Here is a 25477-nt window from a genome sequence, read left to right on the forward strand (position 1 = left end):
CCGCAGGTGAACCGTTCCGGTCTACAACGTATGGGGCAAGTTCCACATGGCGAATGAAGAACGGCTTCGGGACTACCTCAAGTGGGTCACCGCGGACCTGCATGAGACCCGTCGGCGCCTGCAGGAGCTGGAATCGCAGCAGCAGGAGCCGGTCGCAATCGTCGGGATGAGCTGCCGCCTTCCCGGGGGTGTGCGGTCGCCGGAGGAATTCTGGCGTCTGCTGCACGGCGGAGAAGACGCCGTCTCCGAGTGGCCGCAGGACCGTGGCTGGGATGCCGATGCGTTGTACGACCCGGAGTCAGGCGGATCGGGCACGAGCTACTCGTGCAAGGGCGGTTTCGTCTATGAGGCCACCGAATTCGACCCCGGCTTCTTCGGGATTTCGCCGCGCGAAGCGCTTGCGATGGACCCACAGCAGCGACTGCTGCTCGAAGCGTCCTGGGAGGCATTCGAAGGCGCCGGAATCGATCCCCTGGGGCTACGGGGAAGCCGCAGCGGTGTTTTCGTCGGGGCCAGCGGCCAGGAATACGGCGCCGGCCTTCGCGATATTCCCGACGATGTGCGGGGCCATCTCCTGACGGGCAACTCGACCTCGGTCGTGTCGGGTCGTGTCGCGTACACACTGGGACTTGAGGGCCCTGCCGTGACCGTGGACACGGCCTGCTCCTCCTCCCTGGTCGCGCTGCACCTGGCGTCACAGGCCCTCCGGTCCGGCGAATGCACGCTCGCCCTGGCGGGCGGGGTGACGGTGATGGCCACACCCGGGGCGTTCATCGAGTTCAGCCGGCAGCGCGGCCTTGCGGCCGATGGCCGATGCAAGGCATTCGCGGAGGCCGCGGACGGCACGGGGTGGGCCGAGGGCGTCGGCATGCTGGTACTGGAGCGCCTCTCCGATGCCCGGCGGAACGGACACCGGGTGCTGGCGGTCGTACGCGGCACCGCAGTGAACCAGGACGGTGCCTCCAACGGTCTGACCGCGCCGAATGGCCCTTCGCAGCAGCGGGTGATCCGTCAGGCACTCGGGGCGGCCGGCCTGTCGCCCTCCGACGTGGACGCCGTCGAGGCACATGGCACGGGGACGTCCCTGGGCGATCCGATCGAGGCGCAGGCGCTGCTCGCAACGTACGGTCAGGAACGGGACGCCGACCGGCCGTTGTGGCTGGGGTCGGTGAAGTCGAACATCGGGCACACCCAGGCGGCCGCGGGTGCGGCGGGTGTCATCAAGATGGTGCTGGCGCTCCAGCACGGCACCCTTCCGCAGACCCTGCACGCCGATGAGCCGTCGTCGCATGTGGACTGGTCGGCCGGCAACGTACGACTGCTCACCGAGGCCGTCGGATGGCCGGAGAACGGGCGACCGGGGCGGGCGGCGGTCTCCGCCTTCGGCGTCAGTGGTACCAACGCGCATGCGGTGATCGAGCAGGCACCCGAGGTCCATCCCGCAGCCGAAGAAGGTCCGCAGGACGGCACGGCCGCGGCCGCGCGGCTGCCGATGGTGCCCTGGGTCCTCTCGGCTCGCGGTGACTTTGCCCTCCGCGAGCAGGCCAGAAGGCTGCTGTCACACGTCGATGCCCACCCCGGGTACGGCATACGGGACCTCGCCCGCTCGCTCGCCTCGACGCGCGCCGCGCTGGAGAACCGTGCCGTCGTCCTCGGCAGCAGCCGCTCGGAACTGGTCGCGGCACTGGACGCCCTCGCCCGTGACGAGTACGCCGAAGGCATCGTGCGGGGGACAGACCTGCCCGGCGCGAAGACGGCCTTTCTGTTCGCGGGGCAGGGCTCCCAACGTCCGGGAATGGGACGTGAGTTGTATGAGGCGTTCCCGGCGTTCGCGGACGCTTTTGATGCGGTGTGTGCGTGCTTCGAGGGCGAGTTGGGTGCGCGGCTGCGGGATGTCGTGTTCGGTGATGATGCGGAGGCGCTGAATCGGACGGGGTTCACTCAGCCGGCGTTGTTCGCGGTGGAGGTGGCGCTGTTCCGGTTGGTGGAGTCGTTCGGTGTGCGGCCGGATTTCCTGGTGGGTCATTCCATTGGTGAGTTGGTGGCTGCGTATGTGGCGGGCGTGCTGTCGCTGGAGGACGCGTGCCGTCTGGTGGGGGCGCGCGGTCGGTTGATGCAGGCCCTCCCGGCCGGCGGCGCCATGGTCTCCCTTCAAGCCACCGAGGACGAGGTACTTCCGCTGCTGGAAGGTCATGAGCAGCGGTTGAGTATCGCCGCGGTGAACGGTCCGCAGGCGGTCGTGGTCTCCGGTGAGGAATCCGCCGTGGCGGAGATCGCGGGGCGTTTCGAGTCTGAGGGCCGGAAGGTGAAGCGGCTGCGGGTGAGTCATGCCTTCCACTCGCCGCTGATGGAGCCGATGCTCGACGAGTTCCGGGCGGTCGCGGAAAGTGTGGCATTCGACGAGCCCCGTATCCCGGTGGTCTCCAACGTGACCGGCGAACTCGCCACGCCGCAGGAGCTGACGTCCCCCGACTACTGGGTGCGTCACGCCCGCGAGGCCGTCCGCTTCGCCGACGGTATCCGCTGGCTGGAGGAGCACAGCGTCGCCCGCTATCTCGAAATCGGGCCCGACGGCACGCTCACCGCGATGGCCCAGATGTGTGTGGAGGGCCCCGCGCACGTGGCGGTTCCCGCGCTGCGAAGGGACCGGTCCGAGGCACAGCACGTGCTGACGGCTCTTGCGCAGCTGCACGCGCACGGCGCCGTACTCGACTGGGCCGCGCTGCTGCCGGGGACACGGCCCGTCGATCTGCCGACCTACCCCTTCCAGCGTCAGCGCTATTGGCTGGCGGCGACGGGGACAGAGACCGAAGGCGCCGCGGCCCACGCGCTGGAGGGAGCCGACGCGCAACTCTGGGACGCCATCGAGCGTGGTGACGCGGCAGCACTGGCCGGGGAACTCGCGATTGCCGGCGATGCCTCGTGGGAGGAGGCGCGCACTGCGCTGACGTCATGGCGGCGGCAGCGGCGTGAGCGGTCGGTGGTGGACGGCTGGCGCTATCGGGTGGAGTGGAAGCCGCTCGCTGCGCGGTCCGGTGGGGTGCCGGACGGTCGCTGGCTTGCGGTGGTGGCAGCAGAGGATGAGGCGTACGCCGAGGCCGTTGTGGAGGGGCTGGCGGCGTGTGGTGTGACGGTTGCACGGGTGGAGTGTGCCGCGGGGGAGTGGGACCGGGGTCTGCTCGCCGCGCGGGTGCGTGAGGTGGCCGGTGCGGAGCCGGTCGCCGGCGTGCTGGCAGTGGGCGCCGCGGATGCGGTGCGTACCGCGGTGTTGGTGCAGGCGCTGGGGGACGCCGGTGTGGGTGGGCGTGTGTGGGTGGTGACGCGGGGGGCCGTCGCGATCGGTCGGTCGGATGCCGGGCCGGATCCGGTGCAGGCGGCGGTGTGGGGCGTGGGTCGGGTGGCTGCGCTGGAGTACCCGGACCGTTGGGGTGGTCTGGTGGATCTGCCGGAGGCTGTGGACCGCAGGGCGCTCGACCGCCTGGCCGGGGTTCTCGCTGATGGCGGTGAGGACCAGGTGGCGGTACGGGCGTCCGGGGTCTTCGGGCGCAGGCTGGCACACGCTCCGGCTGCCGGCGATGCGGCTGATGGTTGGCGGCCGCGTGGGACGGTGTTGATCACGGGTGGTACGGGCGCGCTGGGTGCCCGTGTGGCGCGCTGGGTGGCCGAGCGCGGTGCCGGCCATGTGGTCCTCACCAGCCGCCGGGGCCCGGATGCTCCCGGTGCGTCGGAGCTGGAGTCGGAGCTGTCCGCCCTCGGCGTACGAGTGACGGTGGCGGCCTGCGATGTCGCAGATGCGGACGCGGTCGAGGCACTGCTCTCCGAACATCCCGTGGACGCCGTCTTCCATGCCGCCGCCGTACTCGATGACGGCGTACTCGACTCCCTCACGCCCGAACGGTTCACCGCCGTCATGCAGGCCAAGGCCACCTCGGCCCTGAACCTGCACGAGGCGACCCGCGGCCGTGACCTCTCGGCCTTCGTCCTGTTCTCATCCTTCGCCGGCACCATCGGCGCCGCCGGCCAGGCCAACTACGCCGCCGCCAATGCCTACTTGGACGCCCTCGCCGAGCGGCGAGCGGCCGAAGGACTTGCCGCGACCTCCCTCGCCTGGGGCCCGTGGGGCGAGACCGGCATGGCGAGCGACGCGTCGATGGCCCAGCGCATGCGCCGGGGCGGAGTGTCCGCACTGCAGCCGGACCTCGCCGTCGAGGCCATGGGGAACGCGATCCGCTCCGGTACGCCCGGTCTGGTGATCGCCGACATCACCTGGGCGGACTTCCGTTCTGCCTTCGCCACGGTCCGCCCGAGCCCGCTGATCGGCGATCTTCCGGAGATCCGTACCGCGGTCGAGCAGACCGCAGAGACGGGAGGCGGCGATGACCGCCGGTCCGAGCTGCACCGGCAGCTTGCGGGACTGGAGCCGGCCGAACAGGAACGCGTACTCACCGATCTCGTCCGGTCGTACGCCGCCGGGGTGCTGCATTACGCGGGTACCGCCGAGGTACCGCCGAACCGGCCCTTCCGGGACCTCGGTGTCGACTCGTTGCTCGCCGTGGAGCTGCGTAACGCACTGAGCCTGGCTTGCGGGATCACGCTGAGCGCAACGGTGGTGTTCGACTATCCGACACCGACGGCATTGGCCGGCCTTCTGCGCACTCGGATCGCGCCGGCTCAGGATGACGTCGAGCAGTCGGTGGCCCTCTCCGCGATTGACGGCGACCCCCTTGCCATCGTGGGGATGAGCTGCCGGTTCCCGGGCGGTGTTGACTCCCCGGAAGCCTTCTGGAAGCTGCTGTCGGACGGTGCGGACACCGTCGGAGCATTCCCGGCCGACCGCGGCTGGGACCTGAACTCGGTCTATGATCCCGACCCGGAACACCCGGGAACCACGTACGTCAATGCCGGTGGCTTCCTGAAGAACGTGGACCAGTTCGAACCCGCTTTCTTCGGCATGAGCCCCAGGGAAGCGGTAGCAACCGATCCGCAGCAGCGTCTGCTGCTCGAAGTGTCCTGGGAAGCCCTGGAGCGAGCCGGCATCGATCCGCAGTCCGTGCGGGGCAGCCGGGCGGGCGTCTTCGTCGGCACGAATGGTCAGGACTATCCGGCACTGCTGGCCCATTCCCCGGACGACTTTGACGGCTATATCGGTACCGGAAACGCCGCGAGCGTGGTGTCCGGGCGAGTGGCCTACACACTCGGCCTGGAGGGCCCGGCGGTGACCGTGGACACGGCGTGCTCGTCATCGCTGGTGGCCCTGCACTGGGCGGCGCAGTCCCTCCGCTCCGGCGAGTGCGACATGGCGCTGGTGGGCGGCGTGACGGTGATGTCGACGCCCGGAGCGTTCGTGGAGTTCAGCCGGCAGCGCGGACTCGCCCCGGACGGACGGTGCAAGGCATTCGCTGCGGACGCCGACGGCACCGGCTGGGGCGAGGGCGTCGGAATGCTGCTCGTGGAGCGGCTGTCGGACGCCCGCCGGAACGGTCACCGCGTACTGGCCGTCGTGGCCGGCTCCGCGGTGAATCAGGACGGCGCATCGAACGGTCTGACGGCACCCAACGGCCCCTCCCAGCAGCGGGTCATCCGGCAGGCACTGGCGAGCGCCGGCCTGACGGCCTCGGACGTGGACGCGGTCGAAGCGCATGGCACAGGAACGGCACTCGGCGACCCCATCGAGGCACAGGCACTCCTTGCCACCTACGGTCAGGACCGCGCCGAGGACCGGCCGTTGTGGCTGGGCTCGGTGAAGTCGAACATCGGGCACACGCAGGCGGCCGCGGGTGTGGCCGGTGTGATCAAGATGGTGTTGGCGCTGCAGCACGGTGTTCTGCCGCGGACCCTGCACGTGGATGCGCCCTCGCCCCATGTGGACTGGTCGGAGGGCAACGTACGGCTGCTCACGGAGCCGGTCGCCTGGCCGCTCCACGACGAAGCAGCGGCCCATGTCTGCCGGGCAGGTGTGTCCTCGTTCGGTATCAGCGGCACCAACGCACATGTGGTCCTGGAACGCGCCCCGGAACCGCCGCCCAGCGCCGAGGCCCCCCAGGCCTCACCCGCGCGCCCGTCCGTCACACCGCTGGCCCTCTCCGCACGTACCGAGCCCGCCCTCCGCGCGCAGGCGGATCGCTTGCGCTCGGCCTGCGAGGCCGACCCCGAACTGGACCTGGCCGACCTGGGCTTCTCCCTCGCCACGACCCGATCCCTGCACTTCGACCACCGTGCGGTCGTACTGGCGGATGACCCGGCATCGGCAGTCCACCAACTGGCCGCGCTCGCCGACGGCCTCAGGACCTCCGGTGTCATACATGGGTCCCGGGCCGAGGGCCGGCTGGCGCTGCTGTTCGCGGGCCAGGGCGCGCAGCGGTTGGGAATGGGCCGTGAACTGTATGACGTGTTCCCGGTTTTCGCGGATGCGTTTGATGCGGTGTGTGCGCACTTCGACGGTGAGTTGGAGTCGTCGCTGCGGAGTGTGGTGTTCGGTGACGAGGCGCTTGCAGAGGCGGATTCGTATGCGGAGGCGCTGAGTCGGACGGAGTTCACTCAGCCGGCGTTGTTTGCGGTGGAGGTGGCGCTGTTCCGGCTGGTGGAGTCGTTCGGCGTTCGTCCCGACTACCTCATGGGTCATTCCATTGGTGAGTTGGTGGCTGCGTATGTGGCGGGGGTGTGGTCACTGGAGGATGCGTGTCGTTTGGTGGCGGCGCGTGGGCGGTTGATGCAGGCGTTGCCGGCGGGTGGGGCGATGGTGTCGCTTCAGGCGTCGGAGGCTGAGGTGCTGCCGCTGTTGGAGGGGTTTGAGCAGCGGGTGAGTGTCGCTGCGGTGAATGGTCCGCAGTCGGTGGTGGTTTCGGGTGAGGAGTCGGCGGTTGCTGAGATCGCCGGAGGTTTCGAGTCCGAGGGCCGGAAGGTGAAGCGGCTCCAGGTGAGCCATGCTTTCCACTCGCCGTTGATGGAGCCGATGTTGGACGAGTTCCGGGCGGTTGCGGAGAGCGTGGTGTACGCGGAGCCGCGTATCCCGGTGGTCTCGAATGTGACCGGTGAGTTCGCTGCGGCGGAGGAGCTGACGTCTCCTGACTACTGGGTGCGGCATGTCCGTGAGGCCGTCCGTTTCGCTGACGGTGTGCGGTGGTTGGAGGTGCACGGGGCGACCCGGTTCCTGGAGATGGGCCCGGACGGCACCCTGACCGCCATGGCACAGCTCTGCCTCTCGGCACCTGATCTCTCTCTGCTTCCCGCGATGCGTAAGGACCGCTCCGAGGCCGAGGCCCTGCTGACTGCCGTATCGCATGCGTTCGTGCTCGGCATGGATGTGGATTGGCGTACGTGCTTCCCCGCCGCCCGGCGAGTGGATCTGCCCACATACGCGTTCCAGCGTGAGCGCTACTGGCCGACGCCTGCACCTGATTCCGACCCGAGTGAGAACTGGCGCTATCGGGTGGAGTGGAAGCCGCTCGCTGCGCGGTCCGGTGGGGTGCCGGATGGTCGCTGGCTTGCGGTGGTGGCAGCGGGGGACGCGTACGCCGGGGCTGTGGTGGAGGGGCTGGCGGCGTGTGGTGTGGCGGTTGAGCGGGTGGAGTGTGTCGCGGGGGAGGCGGACCGGGGGCTGTTGGCTGAGCGTGTGGGTGAGGTGGCTGGTGGGGAGTCGGTTGCTGGTGTGTTGGTGGTGGGTGCGGTGGATGTGGTGCGTACTGCGGTGGTGGTGCAGGCGTTGGGTGATGCGGGTGTGGGTGGGCGTGTGTGGGTGGTGACGCGGGGGGCTGTTGCCACCAGCCAGTCGGATGCCGGGCCGGATCCGGTGGGCGCGGCGGTGTGGGGCGTGGGTCGGGTGGCGGCTTTGGAGTTGCCGGACCGTTGGGGTGGTCTGGTGGATCTGCCGGAGGCTGTGGACCGCAGGGTGTTCGACCGCCTGGCCGGGGTTCTCGCTGATGGTGGTGAGGATCAGGTGGCGGTGCGGGCTTCTGGCGTGTTCGGGCGGAGGTTGGCGCACGCTCCGGCTCCAGCTGGGGATACGGCTGGTGGTTGGCGGCCGCGTGGGACGGTGTTGATCACGGGTGGTACGGGTGCGTTGGGTGCGCGTGTGGCGCGGTGGGCGGCTGAGCGGGGTGCGGAGCATGTGATCCTCACCAGCCGCCGTGGCTCTGAGGCTCCGGGTGCGTCGGAGTTGGAGGCGGAGCTGTCTGCCCTTGGGGTTCGGGTGACGCTGGCGGCCTGTGATGTCGCGGATCGGACCGCCGTCCAGGAGTTGTTGTCGGGCTGTGCGGTGGATGCGGTCGTTCATGCGGCGGGTGTGGTGGATTCCGTGCCGCTGGGTGAGGCGGATGCGGGTCATTTTGGTGAGGTGATGGGGGCGAAGGTTGCCGGTGCCGTGGTGCTGGATGAGGCCCTGGGCGATCGTGAGTTGGATGCGTTTGTGGTGTTTTCGTCGATTGCTGGTGTGTGGGGGAGTGGTGGTCAGGGGGCGTATGCGGCGGGGAATGCCTTCGTTGAGGGGTTGGTGGAGGCGCGTCGTGCGCGGGGTGTGGTGGGTTGTGCGGTGGCGTGGGGTCCGTGGGCCGGTGGCGGTATGGCTGGTGTGGAGGGCGCGGAGGAGCATCTGCTGCGTCGTGGTCTGAGGGCGCTGGATCCGGATCGTGCTGTCTCGGCGTTGGAGTCGGCGGTTGGTGCGGGTGAGGGTTCGTTGGTGGTGGCGGATGTGGTGTGGGAGCGGTTTGCTCCGGCGTTCACGAGTGCTCGGCCGAGTCCGTTGCTGGAGGACCTGCCGGAGGTTCGGGCTGCGTTGGCTGCCGGGGCCGCTGGTGAGGGTTCTGGTGTAGTGCGGGAGCGTTTTGCGGGGCTGTCGGTTGTGGAGCGGGACCGGGCGCTGCTGGAGCTGGTGCGTACTCACGCCGCAGCGGTCCTCGGACACGCCAAATCTGTGGACCTCGAAATCGGCGGCACATTCCGGGACTTGGGGTTCGACTCGCTCACTGCCGTCGAGCTGCGCAACGCGCTGAATGCCGAGACCGGTCTGCGGCTGCCCGCCACTTTGGTCTTCGACTATCCGACGCCGGCTGACCTGGCGCGTTTCTTGGACGGTGAGCTGTTCGGGACCGGGACGGATGTGGTGTCCGGTCTGCCGGTGCTGGCGTCCACCGTGGACGATCCGGTGGTCATCGTCGGGATGAGCTGTCGCCTTCCCGGTGGGGTGGCAAGTCCGGAGGACCTGTGGCGGCTGGTGGCCGGAGCCGAGGACGCGATCTCCGGATTCCCGACGGATCGTGGCTGGGACCTCGATGCCCTTTTCGGGAACGACACCGGTCAGGCAGGTGCGAGCCGAACGCGCTCGGGCGGTTTCCTGCATGATGCCGCCCAGTTCGATCCGGCGTTCTTCGGTATCAGCCCACGTGAAGCCGTCGCGATCGACCCGCAGCAGCGGCTGCTGCTGGAAACCTCCTGGGAAGCTCTCGAACGCTCGGGCGTCAGCCCCACTTCGGTCAAGGGCAGCCGTACCGGTGTCTTCGTTGGTGCCAGCAGTTCGGGCTACGGGTCCGGGCTGCGGGAGGCTCCGGAAGGGCTCGGGGGGCACTTGCTCACCGGAAGCTCGGGCGCTGTGGTGTCGGGTCGGGTGTCGTATGCGCTGGGTCTGGAGGGGCCGGCGGTCACGGTGGACACGGCGTGTTCGTCGTCGCTGGTCGCCTTGCACCTGGCGGTGCAGTCCCTGCGCTCGGGCGAATGTGACCTCGCCCTCGCCGGTGGTGTGACGGTCATGGGCAACCCCGGAGCCTTTGTCGAGTTCAGTCTGCAGGGCGGTCTTGCTGCTGATGGTCGGTGCAAGGCGTTCTCGGATGCTGCGGATGGCACCGGTTGGGCTGAGGGCGCTGGTGTGCTGGTGGTGGAGCGGCTGTCGGATGCGCGGCGCAAGGGTCATCGGGTGTTGGCCGTGGTGCGTGGCAGTGCGGTGAATCAGGATGGTGCGTCGAATGGTCTGACGGCGCCGAATGGTCCTTCGCAGCAGCGGGTGATCCGGCAGGCGCTGGCGGGTGCGGGGCTGTCGGCGTCGGATGTGGATGCCGTCGAAGCGCACGGTACGGGGACGGCGCTGGGCGATCCGATCGAGGCGCAGGCGCTGCTTGCGACGTACGGCCAGGACCGGGACGAGGACCGGCCGTTGTGGCTGGGTTCGGTGAAGTCGAACATCGGGCATACGCAGGCGGCTGCGGGTGCGGCGGGTGTCATCAAGATGGTGCTGGCGTTGCGGCACGGCATCCTTCCGCAGACTCTTCACGCTGATGAGCCGTCGTCGCATGTGGACTGGTCGGCCGGCAACGTGCGTCTGCTGACCGAAGCCGTGGGATGGCCTGAGAGCGGTCGACCCGGGCGCGGGGCAGTTTCTGCCTTTGGCGTCAGCGGGACCAACGCGCATGTGGTGATCGAGCAGGCTCCGGTGGAGGAGGGCTCGGAGGCCGGGCCGGTGGGTGTGGTCGGGGGTGTGGTGCCGTGGGTGGTGTCCGCGCGGAGTCGGGAGGGGCTGCGGGCGCAGGCGCAGCGGTTGTTGGCGCATGTGGAGGCGCGGCCTGAACTCGGTCTGCCGGAGCTGGGGTTCGCCCTGGCCACGACGCGTTCGGCGTTTGAACACCGGGCCGTCGTCCTCGGCACCGAGCGCGCGGAACTCCTCGAAGGCCTTACCGCTGTGGCAGAGGGAACTGTCGCGGTCCATGCGGTAACGGGTGCGGTGGATGCCGGAGGCCGGCTGGCTCTGCTCTTCACCGGTCAGGGTGCGCAGCGGTTGGGGATGGGCCGGGAGCTGTATGACGCGTTCCCGGTGTTCGCGGACGCATTTGATTCCGTCTGTGCGTACTTCGACGGCGAGTTGGCGTCGCCGCTGCGGGACGTGGTGTTCGGTACGGATGAGGACGCGGATGTGGAGCGGCTGAACCAGACTGGTTTCACTCAGCCGGCGTTGTTTGCGGTGGAGGTGGCGCTGTTCCGGCTGGTCGAGTCCTTCGGTGTTCGCCCTGATTACCTCATGGGTCATTCCATTGGTGAGTTGGTGGCTGCCCATGTGGCGGGCGTGCTGTCGCTGGAGGATGCCTGTCGTCTGGTGGCGGCCCGTGGCCGGTTGATGCAGGCCCTCCCGGCCGGCGGCGCGATGGTCTCTCTCCAAGCTACCGAGGACGAGGTACTTCCGCTGCTGGAAGGCCGTGAGCAGCGGGTGAGTATTGCCGCGGTGAACGGCCCGACCTCGATCGTCATAGCCGGTGAGGAGTCCGTGGTCGCGGACGTCGCCCGGCGTTTCGAGTCCGAGGGTCGGAAGGTGAAGCGGCTCCAGGTCAGTCATGCCTTCCACTCCCCGCTGATGGAGCCGATGCTGGACGAGTTCCGGGCGGTCGCGGAGAGCGTCACGTACGAGCAGCCGCGTATTCCGGTGGTCTCGAATGTGACCGGTGAAATCGCCACGGCGGAGGATCTGACGTCCCCCGACTACTGGGTGCGTCACGTCCGTGAGGCCGTCCGCTTCGCCGATGGTGTCCGGTGGCTGGAGGAGCACGAGGTCACGCGGTTCCTGGAGATCGGGCCGGACGGCACCCTGACCGCCATGGCGCAGGGGTGCCTCGACGGTGACGTGGATGCGGACCAGGTCCTCATTCCTGCTCTGCGTGGCGATGACCGTGGTGAGGTGTCCGCGGTGCTGTCGGCCGCCGGACGGGCGTTCGTCCACGGCATCGGCATCGACTGGCCGGCGTTCTTCCCCGCCACTGCCACTGCCACTGCCAGGAGTGCCACCACCCCCGCCCCCACGCCCGTCGACCTGCCCACCTACGCCTTCCAACACCAGCGCTACTGGCTGGAGATACCGTCCACCACCGCGGACGCCTCGTCGATCGGCCTTGCCGCCGCCGAACACCCGCTCCTGGGCGCGACGGTGTCTCTGGCCGGTGGCCATGAGGTGGTGTTGACCGGGCGGCTCTCCCCCAGGACGCAGCCGTGGCTTGCCGAGCACCGCGTGGCGGGCGCGATCGTCGTACCGAGTACGGCTTTCCTGGAGCTTGCGGTGCGTGCAGGGGACGAGGTCGGCTGCTCCCACATCCGGGAACTCGCCCTCGAAGCACCGCTTGTGCTCGCTGAGGACGGTGCGGTGCAGTTGCAGCTGCGCATCGAGGACCCGGATGCCTCCGGTGACCGGGCACTTGGCGTGTATGCGCGTCCTGCGGTGGCGTCGGCCGATGTGCCGTGGACGCGGCATGCGAGCGGCGTCCTGGCGGAGAGCGGTTCGTCGCAGCCCTTCGACTTTGCGGTCTGGCCGCCCGCCGGCGCGGAGCCCGTGGACATCGACGACTTGTACGACGGGCTGGCGGCGGCCGGGTTCGACTACGGCTCGGCCTTCCGCGGCGTGCGAAACGTCTGGCAGGCCGCCGACGATGTGTATGCCGAGACCGAGCTGCCGGAGTCCGGGTCCGGGGCCGAGGGATTCTCTCTCCATCCGGCGCTGTTGGACGCGGCGCTCCATCCCCTCGGGCTGGGTCTGCTGGACGGTGTGGCGACGGAGGCCATGCTGTTCGCGTGGAGTGGTGTGTCCTTGCAGGCCACCGGCGCGACCGCACTGCGGATCCGGCTGACCCGCCGCGGGCCTGACGAGGTGTCCCTCCAGGCAGCCGATGGCTCCGGGCAGCCGGTGGTCGCGGTCGACTCGATGCTGATGCGCAAGACCGGCGAGCTGCGGAACGACCGGACGCCTGCGCTGCCGGCTTCGCTGCTCCGTCTCCACTGGGCACCGATCGCCGTGGAAGCCGTGGAAGCCGTGGAAGGGGTCGTGGACTCGGACATGGTCCGGGACCTGGCAGCGGATGCCCAGGCGCCGCGGCTGACCGTAGTGGGGAGCGACCGCTGGGGCTTGGCCGAAGCGCTGGGCACCAACACAGCCGAGGCTGCCGATGCCACGACTGCCGACACGGTGTTCGTGACCGGTGTCGCCACTGCGGCCGAAGCACACACCATCCTCATGGCGCTGGGTGAACGATTGGTCCAGGAGCCGGCGGCCCGTCTGGTGTGCGTCACCCGAGGCGCCGTCGCCATCGGTGACGAGGCACCGGACGCCGAGGCCGCCGCCCTCTGGGACGAGCTCCGCGTCGTCCAGGCCGAACACCCGGGCCGCATAGTGCTCGTGGACATCGACCATGACCTCGACAACGACCTCGACAACAGCTACCTCGACTCCCTCCGTGTCCTGCCCGCCGCGGTTTCCACGGGCGAGTCCGAGATCGCTGTTCGTGGGGGTGAGGTGTCGGCGGCGCGGCTGGTGAGGTGCGCCTCGACCGCCCTCACCGCGCTTGATGTGGATCCCGGCGGAACGGTCCTGGTCACCGGAGCGTTCGCCGAGCAGTTCGCCGCCGCCCTTGAGGTCCAGGCACAGGTGGAGACCGTCGCATACCAGGACCAGGACCAGGACCAGAACCAGCAGGACGGGGAAGACCGGGAAGACCGGGAAGACGGGGAATCCGGGCAAGGGCGCCAGAGCCCGGACGTCCTGAAGGCGGCCATTGCCGAGATGCAGGCGTCCGAACGACCGATCAGCGCCATCGTCCACACCGCCGACCTCGGCCGGAGCCGCGACATCGATACGGCGCGGCGCCTGGACGAGCTGACCCGCGGGACCGACGGGGACGGTGCGCCGTCCGCGTTCGTCCTCATCGGCATCGGCCCGGCCAACGCTCCGGCGGGTGGGCAGCTGGCCGCGCTCGCTCACCGGCGTGCCGCCGCCGGCCTGCCCGCCCTGGCACTGCTCCCGCCGCCCGGTACCGGTACCCCGGGGCTTTCCGCGGTGCCGGTGGAGGAGATTGCGGCGCTGGTGGGCGCCGCTCAGGCGACGGGCCGGAGCGTGCTGCTTCCCGCACGGGTGGACCGCGCCGCACTGCGCAGCTCCGCAGCCCCGCTGCCGGCGGTGCTCAGCGCCTTGGAGCAGGGCTCCGGGCGACGGATCGCCACGCGTGAGCAGGCGACGGCGGCCTCCCGCATGGCGCGGCAGCTCGCCGGGAAGGGGACGGCCGAGCGCGGTCGAGTGCTGCTGACTCTCGTCCGTACCCGGATCGCCCATGTCCTCGGCTATGCCGGCCCCGACGAGGTCGAGCCCTCCCGGAGCTTCACCGACCTCGGATTCACCTCCCTCACCGCCGTCGAGCTGCGTAACCAGCTCAGGGAGGCGACGGGGATGGCGTTGCCCGCCACGCTCGTGTTCGACTACCCGACCCCGGTGGCACTCGCCCGCTACATGGACGGTGAACTCACCGGAGAGACAGGCGTCTTGGCGCCCATGCCGTCCGGGGTGCCCCTCGACGACGACCCGGTGGTCATCGTCGGGATGAGCTGTCGCTACCCGGGCGGAATCCGCACCCCCGAGGAGCTGTGGGAGCTGGTCGCCGCGGGGGGCGACGGGATCTCCCCGTTCCCCGACGACCGTGGCTGGGACCTCGGCAGCCTGTACCACCCGGACGCGGATCACCCGGGCACGTGCTACACCCGCGAAGGCGGCTTCCTGCACGATGCCAGCCACTTCGACCCGGGTTTCTTCGGCATCAGCCCCCGCGAGGCGCTGTCGATGGACCCGCAGCAGCGGCTGCTCCTCGAAGCGTCGTGGGAGGCCCTGGAACGCTCCGGGATCGACCCCGCGGCCGCACGTGGCACCCTCACCGGCGTCTTCGCGGGCGTCACCTACCAGGATTACATCGGCATCCTCGGCGCAGCGCAGGAGAGCTTCGAGGGATACGTCGGCACCGGTAACTCGCCCAGCGTGCTGTCCGGGCGGATCGCCTACACCCTCGGCCTCGAAGGGCCGGCGGTGAGCGTCGACACCGCCTGCTCGTCGTCCCTGGTCGCCCTGCATCTGGCCGTCCAGTCGCTCCGTCAGGGCGAGTGCGATCTCGCGCTCGCGGGTGGTGTCACGGTGATGTCCACACCCGGTTCGCTCATCGAGTTCAGCCGGCAGCGGGCGCTCGCCGAGGACGGCCGGTGCAAGCCGTTCTCGGCCGGTGCCGACGGCGCGAGCTGGGCCGAGGGCGTCGGCATGGTGGCCGTCGAGCGGCTGTCCGACGCCCGGCGCAACGGGCATCCCGTACTGGCCGTCATCCGCGGCAGCGCCCTCAACCAGGACGGTGCCTCCAACGGCCTGACCGCGCCCAACGGCCCGTCCCAGCAGCGGGTCATCCGCCGGGCACTGGCCGCCGCCGGCCTCGGCCCGCAGCAGGTGGACGCCGTCGAGGCGCACGGCACGGGCACCACACTCGGCGACCCGATCGAAGCGCAGGCCCTGATCGCGGCCTACGGGCAGGAACGCGACGACGACCGCCCGCTGTGGCTCGGCTCGCTCAAGTCGAACATCGGACACAGCCAGGCCGCCGCCGGCGTGGGCGGCGTCATCAAGATGGTGATGGCGCTGCGAAACCGGCTGCTGCCCCAGACGCTGCATGCCGACGAGCCCAGCCCGCACGTCGACTGGACGGCGGGCAACGTACGGCTGCTCAACGAGGCCGTCACTTGGCCGGACGCGGCAGAGCCCCGCCGGGCCGGTGTCTCCTCGTTCGGGATGAGTGGCACCAACGCGCATGTCATCGTCGAGGAGGCACCCCGGCAGCGGACGCAGCCGGACACCTCCGCGGCAACCGCACTCCCCGTTGTGCCGGTGCCCTTGTCGGCGCGTACCGAGGATGCGCTGCGCGACCAGGCCGCACGGCTGCGTTCCCACCTGCTCGCCCGGCCGGACGAGTGCGACCTCACCGGGGTCGGCTTCTCGCTCGCCACCACGCGCTCCGCCTTCGAGCACCGGGCGGTGCTCGTCGTGGCCGACCGGGAGGACCTCGACCGGGGCCTGCGGGAGATCGCCGAGGGCGCGATGGTCTCCGACGTGCCCCGGGGTGTCGCACGCGACGGAAGCGCCCGCCCCGTCCTGGTCTTCCCCGGCCAGGGCAGCCAGTGGGCGGGCATGGCACGCGAACTGCTCGACAGTTCACCGGTGTTCGCCGATCGTCTGGCCGACTGCGCACGCGCCCTCGCCCCCTTCGTCGACTGGTCACTGACGGCCGTCCTGCGCGGCGACGCCGACGCACCGGACCTCGAACGGGTCGACGTCATCCAGCCCTCACTGTGGGCCGTCATGGTGTCGCTCGCCGAGCTGTGGCGCTCGTACGGAGTGGAGCCCGACGCGGTCGTCGGACACAGCCAGGGGGAGATCGCCGCCGCCTGTGTCGCCGGGGCGCTGACCCTGGACGACGGGGCGCGGGTGGTGGCCCTGCGCAGCCGGGCACTGACCGCCATCACGGGAAGCGGCGGCATGATGTCCGTCCAGCTGCCCGCCGAAGCGGTGCGCGAGCGCATCGAGCCATGGGGCGAGCAGCTGTCCGTCGCCGCCGTGAACGGCCCCGCCTCCGTCGTGGTCTCCGGCGCCGCGGACGCGCTCGACGAGCTGTTCGCCGCACTGACCGCGGAAGGTGTGCGGGCCCGCAAGGTCTCCGTCGACTATGGCTCCCACTCGGCGCAGGTCGAGCCGGTGCGGGCCCAGGTCCTCGACGCACTCGACGGCATCAGCCCGGCCGCCGCCGCCGTCCCCTTCTTCTCGACCGTCACCGGTCAGTGGCAGGACACCACCGGCCTCGGCCCCGACTACTGGTACACGAACCTGAGGCAGACCGTGCGGTTCGAGGACGCCATGCGCGCTCTGGTGGCCGCCGGACACCGTTCCTTCATCGAGGTCAGCCCGCACCCCGTGCTGTCCGGCGGGGTCCGCGACTGCGTGGACGCACTCGGCACGGACGCCGCCGTGCTCGGCACCCTGCGCCGGGACGCGGGCGGCCTCGGCCGGCTCCTCACCTCCCTCGCCGAAGCACATGCGCAGGGCGTGGCCGTCGACTGGACCGCCGTCTTCGCGAGCACCGGAGCCCGCCGCGTCGACCTGCCGACCTACGCCTTCCAGCGTGCGCGGTACTGGCCCCAGGCACGCGAACTGGCTGCCGCCGACGGCCAGGAGAAGCCGCTGTCCGACGCTGTCGAAGCGAAGTTCTGGGAGAGCGTCGAACAGGAAGACCTCCAGGCCCTCGCCGACACCCTCGCCCTGGACGGCAACGAGCCGCTGAGCGCCGTACTGCCCGCCCTGTCGTCGTGGCGCAGGAACAGCCGCGAGAAGTCCACCGTCGACAGCTGGCGGTACACCGTGCGCTGGTCCCCGCTCGCCGAGCGCCCCGCCGCCCTGCACGGCACCTGGCTGCTGGTCGCCCCGGCGGCGGAAACCGCCGACGGCCGGGTGGCCGCCGTACAGGACGCGCTCCTCGCACACGGTGCCCGGGTACGCCTCGTGGAGCTGGCCCCCGAGGACTGCTCCGGCCGCGAGCGGACCGTGGGCCGGCTGCGCGAGGCGCTCGGCGACGACGACCTCACCGGAGTGCTCTCGCTGCTCCCGCTGGACGAGCGCGCCCACCCCGCCCACCCCGCCGTCCCCGTGGGACTGGCCGGGACCCTGTCCCTCCTCCAGACACTCGGCGACCTCGGCATCGAGGCGCCCCTGTGGTGCACCACCCGCGGGGCGGTCGCCATCGGCCGCTCCGAGTCCGTCACCCACGCCCACCAGGCTCTGGTCTGGGGCATGGGCCGCGTCGCCGCCCTGGAACACTCCGACCGCTGGGGAGGCCTCCTCGACCTGCCGGAGACGCTCGACAAGCGGGCCGCGGACCGGCTCTGTGCCCTGCTCGCGAGCCCGGACGGCGAGGACCAGATCGCCCTGCGCGCCTCCGGAGCCTACGGCCGCCGCCTGGTACGCGCCCCGCTCGCCGGCACACCCGCCCAGCGCACCTGGCGGCCCCGCGGCACCGTCCTCGTCACCGGCGGCACCGGAGCCGTCGGCGGCCACATCGCCCGCTGGCTGGCCCGCCAAGGCGCCGGGCATCTGCTGCTCACCAGCCGCCGCGGCTCCGAGGCACCGGGCGCAGCGGAACTCGAAGCCGAACTCACCGCGCTCGGCTCCCGCGTCACCCTCGCCGCCTGCGACGTCGCCGACCGCGAGGCGCTGCACGACCTGCTGGCAGCCGTGCCCGAGGAGTACCCCCTCGACGCGGTCATGCATGTCGCGGGTTCGCTGGACGACGGCGTGATCGACTCCCTCGACCCCGGCCGGATGGACACCGTGCTGCGCGCCAAGGTCACCGCGGCGCTCAACCTTGACGAGCTGACCCGGGAACGGGAGCTGTCCGCGTTCGTGCTGTTCTCCTCCACCTCCGGCACCATCAGCGGCCCGGGCCTGGGCAACTACGCCCCCGGCAACGCCTTCCTCGACGCACTGGCCGACCGGCGCCGCGCCGAAGGACTCCCCGCCACCGCCGTCGCCTGGGGCCACTGGTCCGGAGACGGTATGGGTGAGGGCGCCGTCGGCGACCGGCTCCGGCGCTACGGCGTGTACGACATGCAGCCCGAACTGGCCTGCGGAGCACTCCAGCAGGCCCTGGACCACGACGAGGCATACGTCTCCGTCACCGACCTCGGCTGGGACAAGTTCACCCCCGCCTTCACCGCCTCCCGGCCCAGCGCACTGCTGCGCGACCTGCCGGATGCGCAACGTTTCCTGGACACGGCACAGGAGAGCGACGACACCGGCTCGGACGCCGCCAAGCTGCTCCAGCACCTCGCGGGACTCTCCGAGTCCGAACGCGCCGGCATGATCCTGGACGTCGTCCGCAGCTATGTCGCCACTGTGCTCGGCTACGCCGGTCCCTCGGCGGTCGATCCCGAACGGGCCTTCAGCGACCTCGGCTTCGACTCGCTCAGCGCCGTCGAGCTGCGCAACGGCATGAACGGCATCACCGGTCTGCGGCTGCCCGCGACCCTCGTCTTCGACTACCCGACCTGCGGGGTGCTCGCGGACTTCCTGCTGGCCGAACTGTCCGACACGACAGCCCACGACGGTACTGCTCCGGCGCCGGCCACCGTGCCGCCAGGACAGGCGGAGCATGACGAGCCGGTCGCGATCGTGGCGATGAGCTGTCGGTTCCCGGGTGGAGTGGCGTCGCCGGAGGAGTTGTGGGGGTTGCTGGCTGAGGGTGGGGAGGGTGTGGTGCCGTTCCCGGTGGATCGTGGTTGGGATGTCGAGGGGTTGTATGACCCGGAGCCGGGTCGTCCGGGGAAGGTTTCCACGCGTGAGGGTGGGTTCTTGCCGGGGGTGGATGAGTTCGATCCGGGGTTCTTCGGGATTTCGCCGCGTGAGGCGGTGGCGATGGATCCGCAGCAGCGGTTGCTGCTGGAGGTGTCGTGGGAGGCGTTCGAGCGGGCTGGGATCGACCCGGCGTCGCTGCGCGGCAGCCGTACCGGCGTCTTCGCCGGCACCAACGGCCAGGACTACACGGGGTTGTTGGTGGCGTCGGGTGAGGAGGATTTGGGGGGTTATATCGGCACGGGCAATGCGGCGAGTGTGGTGTCGGGGCGGTTGTCGTATGTGTTTGGCCTTGAGGGGCCTGCGGTGACGGTGGATACGGCGTGTTCGGCGTCGTTGGTGGCGTTGCATCTGGCGGCGCAGTCGTTGCGTGCGGGTGAGTGTGATCTGGCACTTGCCGGCGGTGTGACGGTGATGTCGACGCCGGGATTGTTTGTGGACTTCAGTCGGCAGCGGGGGTTGGCTGCTGATGGTCGGTGCAAGGCGTTCTCGGATGCCGCGGATGGTGCGGGGTTCTCCGAGGGTGCGGGTGTGCTGGTGGTGGAGCGGTTGTCCGATGCGCGGCGGAATGGTCATCGGGTGTTGGCGGTCGTACGTGGCACCGCAGTGAACCAGGACGGTGCCTCCAACGGTCTGACCGCGCCGAATGGTCCCTCCCAGCAGCGGGTGATCCGTCAGGCGCTCGGGGCGGCCGGTCTGTCGCCCTCCGACGTGGATGCGGTGGAGGCACACGGTACGGGGACGGCACTCGGCGATCCGATCGAGGCACAGGCGCTGCTCGCCACCTACGGCCAGGACCGGGACGCCGACCGGCCGCTCTGGCTGGGTTCGGTGAAGTCGAATATCGGGCATACGCAGGCGGCCGCGGGTGTGGCCGGTGTGATCAAGATGGTGCTGGCGTTGCAGCACGGTGTTCTGCCGCGGACTCTGCACGTCGATGAGCCGTCGTCGCATGTGGAGTGGTCGGCGGGAGAGGTGCGGCTGCTGACGGATGCGGTGCAGTGGCCGGAGGCAGGTCGGCCGCGACGGGCCGGTGTGTCCTCGTTCGGCATCAGCGGCACCAACGCCCACACCATCCTGGAGGAAGCCCCGTCCGCGGAATCCGAGACCTCACCCGCGCCTGCGGAAGAGACCGCCGGGGGAGTCCGGACCCCTGCGGAGACCTCCCCCGTCCCCTGGGTGATCACCGGCAAGACCAGGTCCGCGCTCCGCGCACAGGCCGCACGGCTGCTCGCACACATGGAGACCTTCCCGGCTCTGCGCACTGCCGACGTGGGCCTGTCGCTGGCCACCACGCGCTCGGTCATGGAGCACCGGGCCGTGGTCCTCGGCTCGGATCGGAACGAACTGCTCCACGGCCTGGCTGCCGTGGCGGATGAGGACCCCTCTCCGCACGCCGTCACCGGGTCCGTAAGGACAGACGGCCGGCTGGCTCTGCTGTTCACGGGGCAAGGCGCCCAACGGGCGGGAATGGGACGGGAGTTGTACGACGCGTTCCCCGTCTTCGCTGACGCCTTTGATGCCGTGTGCGCGCACTTCGACAGTGAGCTGGAGTCGCCGTTGCGGGGTGTGGTGTTCGGTACGGATGAGGACGCGGATGTGGAGCGGCTGAACCAGACTGGTTTCACTCAGCCGGCGTTGTTTGCGGTGGAGGTGGCGCTGTTCCGTCTCTTCGAGTCCTTCGGGATCCGCCCCGACTACCTCATGGGTCATTCCATTGGTGAGTTGGTGGCCGCGCATGTGGCGGGCGTCCTGTCCCTGGAGGATGCCTGTCGTCTGGTGGCCGCCCGTGGCCGGTTGATGCAGGCCCTCCCGGCCGGCGGCGCAATGGTCTCCCTCCAGGCCAGCGAGGATGAGGTACTTCCGCTGCTGGAAGGCCATGAGCAGCGGGTGAGTATTGCCGCGGTGAACGGCCCGACCTCGATCGTCATAGCCGGTGAGGAGTCCGTGGTCGCGGACATCGCCGGGCGTTTCGAGTCCGAGGGCCGGAAGGTGAAGCGGCTCCAGGTCAGTCATGCCTTCCATTCCCCGCTGATGGAGCCGATGCTCGCGGAATTCCGGACGGTCGCTGAGGACGTTACGTACGAGGAACCCCGAGTCCCGGTGGTCTCGAACGTCACCGGCGAACTCGCCACACCGCAGGAGTTGACCTCACCCGACTACTGGGTGCGTCATGTCCGTGAGGCCGTCCGTTTCGCCGACGGCGTCCGGTGGCTGGAGGAGCACAAGGTCACCCGGTTCCTGGAGATCGGCCCGGACGGCACCCTGACCGCCATGGCTCAGGGATGCCTCGACGAGCCCGGCCATCTCCTCATCCCCGCGCTGCGGAAGGACCGTGCGGAGGCGTCCGGCCTGCTCACCGCCCTTGCCCAAGTGTTCGCCGCCGGGACAGCGCTGACCTGGGAGGCCGCCTTCGCCGGCGGCGATGCCCGCCGGGTCGGCCTGCCGACCTACGCCTTCCAGCGGCACCGCTACTGGCCCAAGCCGCCCGTCATGCCGACCGGGGACATCAGCTCGGCGGGTCTCGGTTCGGCGGACCACCCCCTGCTCGGTGCGGCGGTCGAGGTAGCCGGTTCCGATGCCTTCCTCTTCACCGGGAGGCTGTCGCTGCCCACCCACCCGTGGCTCGCGGACCACGCGGTCACCGGTACCGTCCTGTTCCCCGGTACGGGCTTCCTCGAACTGGCCGTACGCGCGGCCGACGAGGTGGGCTGCGACCGGGTGGAGGAGTTCACGATCGCTGCGCCGCTCGTCCTGCCGGAGCGCGGGGCGGTGCAACTCCAGCTGGCGGTGGAGGCGCCGGACGAGTCCGGGCGGCGGACGCTGAACCTGTACTCCCGGCCGGAGGACGACCTCGGCGACCAGCCGTGGGTGCGCAACGCCAGCGGTGTGGTGTCCTCCGGGGCGGCCGTGGAGCAGGGTGAGCCGTATGACTTCACGGTCTGGCCCCCGCGTGGCGCCGAGGCCACCTCGGTCGACGACTTCTACGGTCGGTTCGCCGAGGCCGGATTCGCCTATGGCCCGGTCTTCCGCGGGCTGAAGGCCGTCTGGCAGCGCGGCGACGAGATCTTCGCCGAGGTCGGACTGCCGGAGGAGCACCACGGGCCGGCCGGAGCGTTCGGGCTGCATCCCGCGCTGCTCGACTCCGCACTGCACGCGATGATGTTTGTGTCCATGGAGGATGTCGGCCGGGGAAGGCTGCCGTTCTCCTGGAACGGTGTCTCCCTGCGCGCCGCCGGAGCCACCGCCCTGCGGGTCCGCCTGGTCCAGGCCGGGCCCGAGTCGGTCTCTCTGGAACTGGCCGACCCCACAGGGGGTGCGGTCGCCGCCATCGAGTCCTTGACGCTCCGTCAGGTCTCGGGCGAGCAGGTGAGCGGCAGCGCCCCCTATCACGAGGCGCTGTTCCAGGTGGACTGGGTCACCGCGCCCGTGCCCTCCGTGCAGTCCGAGGAGTCATGGGCGGTCGTCGGGGACATGGCGCTGGCCGTGGCCCTGGACGGCAGCGGCGTACGAGTGGAGGCAACGGATAGCCTGGACGAACTCGGCGACGAGGCGCCCGCCGTGGTGCTGGTCAACTGCGGGAGCGCGGCGCACCCGGCCGGGACGGCCGCCGGTGCACACAGCGCCGCCAACGAGGCGCTCGCTCTGCTGCAGAACTGGCTGGCGGATGCGCGCTTCGACGGTTCCCGGCTGGTGCTTCTCACGCACGGCGCCGTGAGCACCTCGGACGCGGACCACCCGGACCCGGCGCAGGCCGCGGTCTGGGGCCTGGTCCGGGCAGCCGGAGTCGAGAACCCCGGCCGGTTCACGCTCATCGACCTCGATGGGAGGGCCGAGTCGACAGCTGCCGTGCCCGGTGTGCTGGGGAGCGGCGAGCCCGAGGCCGCGGTCCGCGCGGGAGCGGTGCACGTACCGAGGCTGGCCCGCGTCGCGTCCGCGGAGGCGCTGCGCCGGCCCGACTCCGACGGGGACGCCTGGCGGCTGGACATCGCCGACAAGGGCACCCTGGAGAATCTGCGCCTGGCCGAATGCCCGGAGGTGAACGCCGAGTTGGGCGCTGGACAGGTACGCATCGGCGTGCGTGCGGCCGGGGTCAACTTCCGCGATGTGCTCAATGCGCTGGGGATGTACCCCGGTGAGGCCGGTGCGCTCGGGAGCGAGGGCGCCGGAGTGGTGCTGGAGGTCGGCGCCGGGGTGCATGACCTGCAGCCCGGTGACCGGGTGATGGGGATGTTCTTCGGCGCCTTCGGCCCCCTCGCGGTGGCGGACCGCCGCCTGCTGGCCCGCGTACCCGACGGCTGGTCGTTCGCGCAGGCGGCGTCCGTCCCGGTGGTGTTCCTGACGGCGTACTACGCGCTGGTGGAACTGGCCGAGGTGCAGGCGGGCGAGTCGGTGCTGGTGCACTCCGCCGCGGGTGGCGTCGGTATGGCCGCGGTGCAGCTCGCCCGGCATCTGGGCGCGGAGGTGTTCGGCACCGCGAGTCCCGGAAAGTGGGAGACGCTTCGATCCTCGGGTCTGGACGAGGCGCATATCGCCTCGTCCCGTGATCTGGACTTCGAGCGGTCCTTCCTGGCGACGACCGCCGGCCGGGGAGTGGATGTCGTGCTGGACTCCCTGGCACGGGAGTTCGTGGACGCTTCGCTGCGGCTGCTGCCGAGGGGCGGACGTTTCCTGGAGATGGGCAAGACCGATGTCCGGGACGCGCAGGACATCGCGGCCGAGCACGAGGGTGTCCGGTACCGGGCGTTCGACCTGTGGGAGGCCGGTCCCGAGCGGATCGGGGAGATGCTGACCGCGCTCCTCGACCTCTTCGAGCGGGGTGCGCTGGAACCGTTGCCGGTGACGGCATGGGAGGTGCACAGAGCCCCGGAGGCCTTCCGTTACCTCAGCCAGGCCCGGCACATCGGCAAGGTCGTGCTCACCATGCCGGTGCCCCTCGACCCCCGGGGCACGGCTCTGGTGACCGGTGGCACCGGTGGTCTGGGCGCGTTGGTGGCCCGGCATCTGGTGGCCGAGCACGGAGTGCGCCACCTGCTCCTGGCCAGCCGGCGCGGACCACAGGCCCCGGGCGTCGATGCGCTGCGTGAAGAGCTCGCGGCCCTCGGTGCCGAGGTCACCGTCGCCGCATGCGACAGCGCCGACCGCGAGGCGCTGCGCGGGCTGCTGGACTCCGTCCCGAAGCAGCACCCTCTCACCGCCGTCGTGCACACCGCAGGCGTACTCGACGACGGAGTCCTGTCCTCCCTGACGCCGCAGCGGCTGGACAAGGTGCTCGCACCGAAGGTGGACGCGGTCAGCAATCTGCACGAGCTGACCCGGGACGAGGATCTGGCGGCGTTCGTCGTCTTCTCCTCGGTCGCGGGGACGTTCGGCAGTGCGGGGCAGGCCAACTACGCGGCGGCGAATGCGTTCGTGGACGCGCTCGCGTGCCGGCGCGGTGGACTGGGACTTCCCGCACAGTCGCTGGCGTGGGGCGCCTGGGCTCCCGGCGTCGGCATGACGGGCGAACTGAGCGAGGCGGATCTGCAGCGCATGGCGCGCGGGGGCATGCTTCCCCTCACCCCGGAACAGGGCCTCGCCCTGCTCGACACCGCACGGGACCTGGCCCGCCCCCTGCTGCTGCCGATGAATCTCGATACGGCACCGCTGCGCGCACACCCCGAGGCCGTACCGCCGCTGCTGCGCGGTCTGGTCCGGGCACCCGCCCGCCGCGGTACCGCGACCTCCGCCGCGGCGAAGGGAGCGGAAACACCGCAGGATCTCGCGGAACGGCTGGGCGCACTGGCCCCGGCGGACCGCGAACAGTATCTGCTCGACCTGGTCTGCACCCAGGTGGCGATCGTCCTTGGACACGGATCCGCCGAGGACATCGAACCCGATCAGGCATTCAAGGAGCTGGGCTTCGACTCGCTGACGGCGGTGGAGCTCCGTAACCACCTCAACGCGGCGACCCATCTCAGGCTGCCCGCCACCCTCGTCTTCGACTATCCGACACCGCTCGTCCTGGTCCGCCATGTCCTGGACGCCTTCGACCTGCCGGAGACCTCGGGTGCGCAGCCGATCCTCGGCGAGCTCACCCGGCTGGAGGCGGCGCTGGCCGGTGCCACGGTCGAGGACGAGGAACGGGACCGGATCACCGAGCGGCTGCGGGCGCTGACCGAGCAATGGCAGGGCGGCGGCCGGCAGGAACGAGGCGCGGATCCGTACACGGAAAACGATGAGGACGACGGCGAGCTGGAGTCGGCCGCGACCGCCGGCGAGCTCTTCGACCTCATCGACAAGGAACTGGGAACGTCGTGACCGGACGCGGGGAACCGCTCG

Annotated in this window: 1 protein-coding gene; it reads left to right on the forward strand. The window is 70.4% G+C overall.

Features of this window, described 5'->3' with window-relative positions:
• Positions 1 to 46: 46 nt before the first annotated feature.
• The gene (locus tag STRNI_RS37960) at positions 47 to 25456 is read left to right on the forward strand and encodes a type I polyketide synthase (protein ID WP_277412875.1); all 25410 of its coding nucleotides are present in this window, start codon (positions 47 to 49) and stop codon (positions 25454 to 25456) included.
• Positions 25457 to 25477 lie beyond the last annotated feature (21 nt).

Source organism: Streptomyces nigrescens (assembly GCF_027626975.1).
In the GTDB taxonomy this organism is placed as follows: Bacteria; Actinomycetota; Actinomycetes; order Streptomycetales; family Streptomycetaceae; genus Streptomyces; species Streptomyces nigrescens.

What these genes read in the sequence shown, in the direction of transcription:
- STRNI_RS37960 (WP_277412875.1), top strand. Translation starts at nt 47, where the DNA reads ATGGCGAATGAAGAACGGCTTCGGGACTACCTCAAGTGGGTCACCGCG.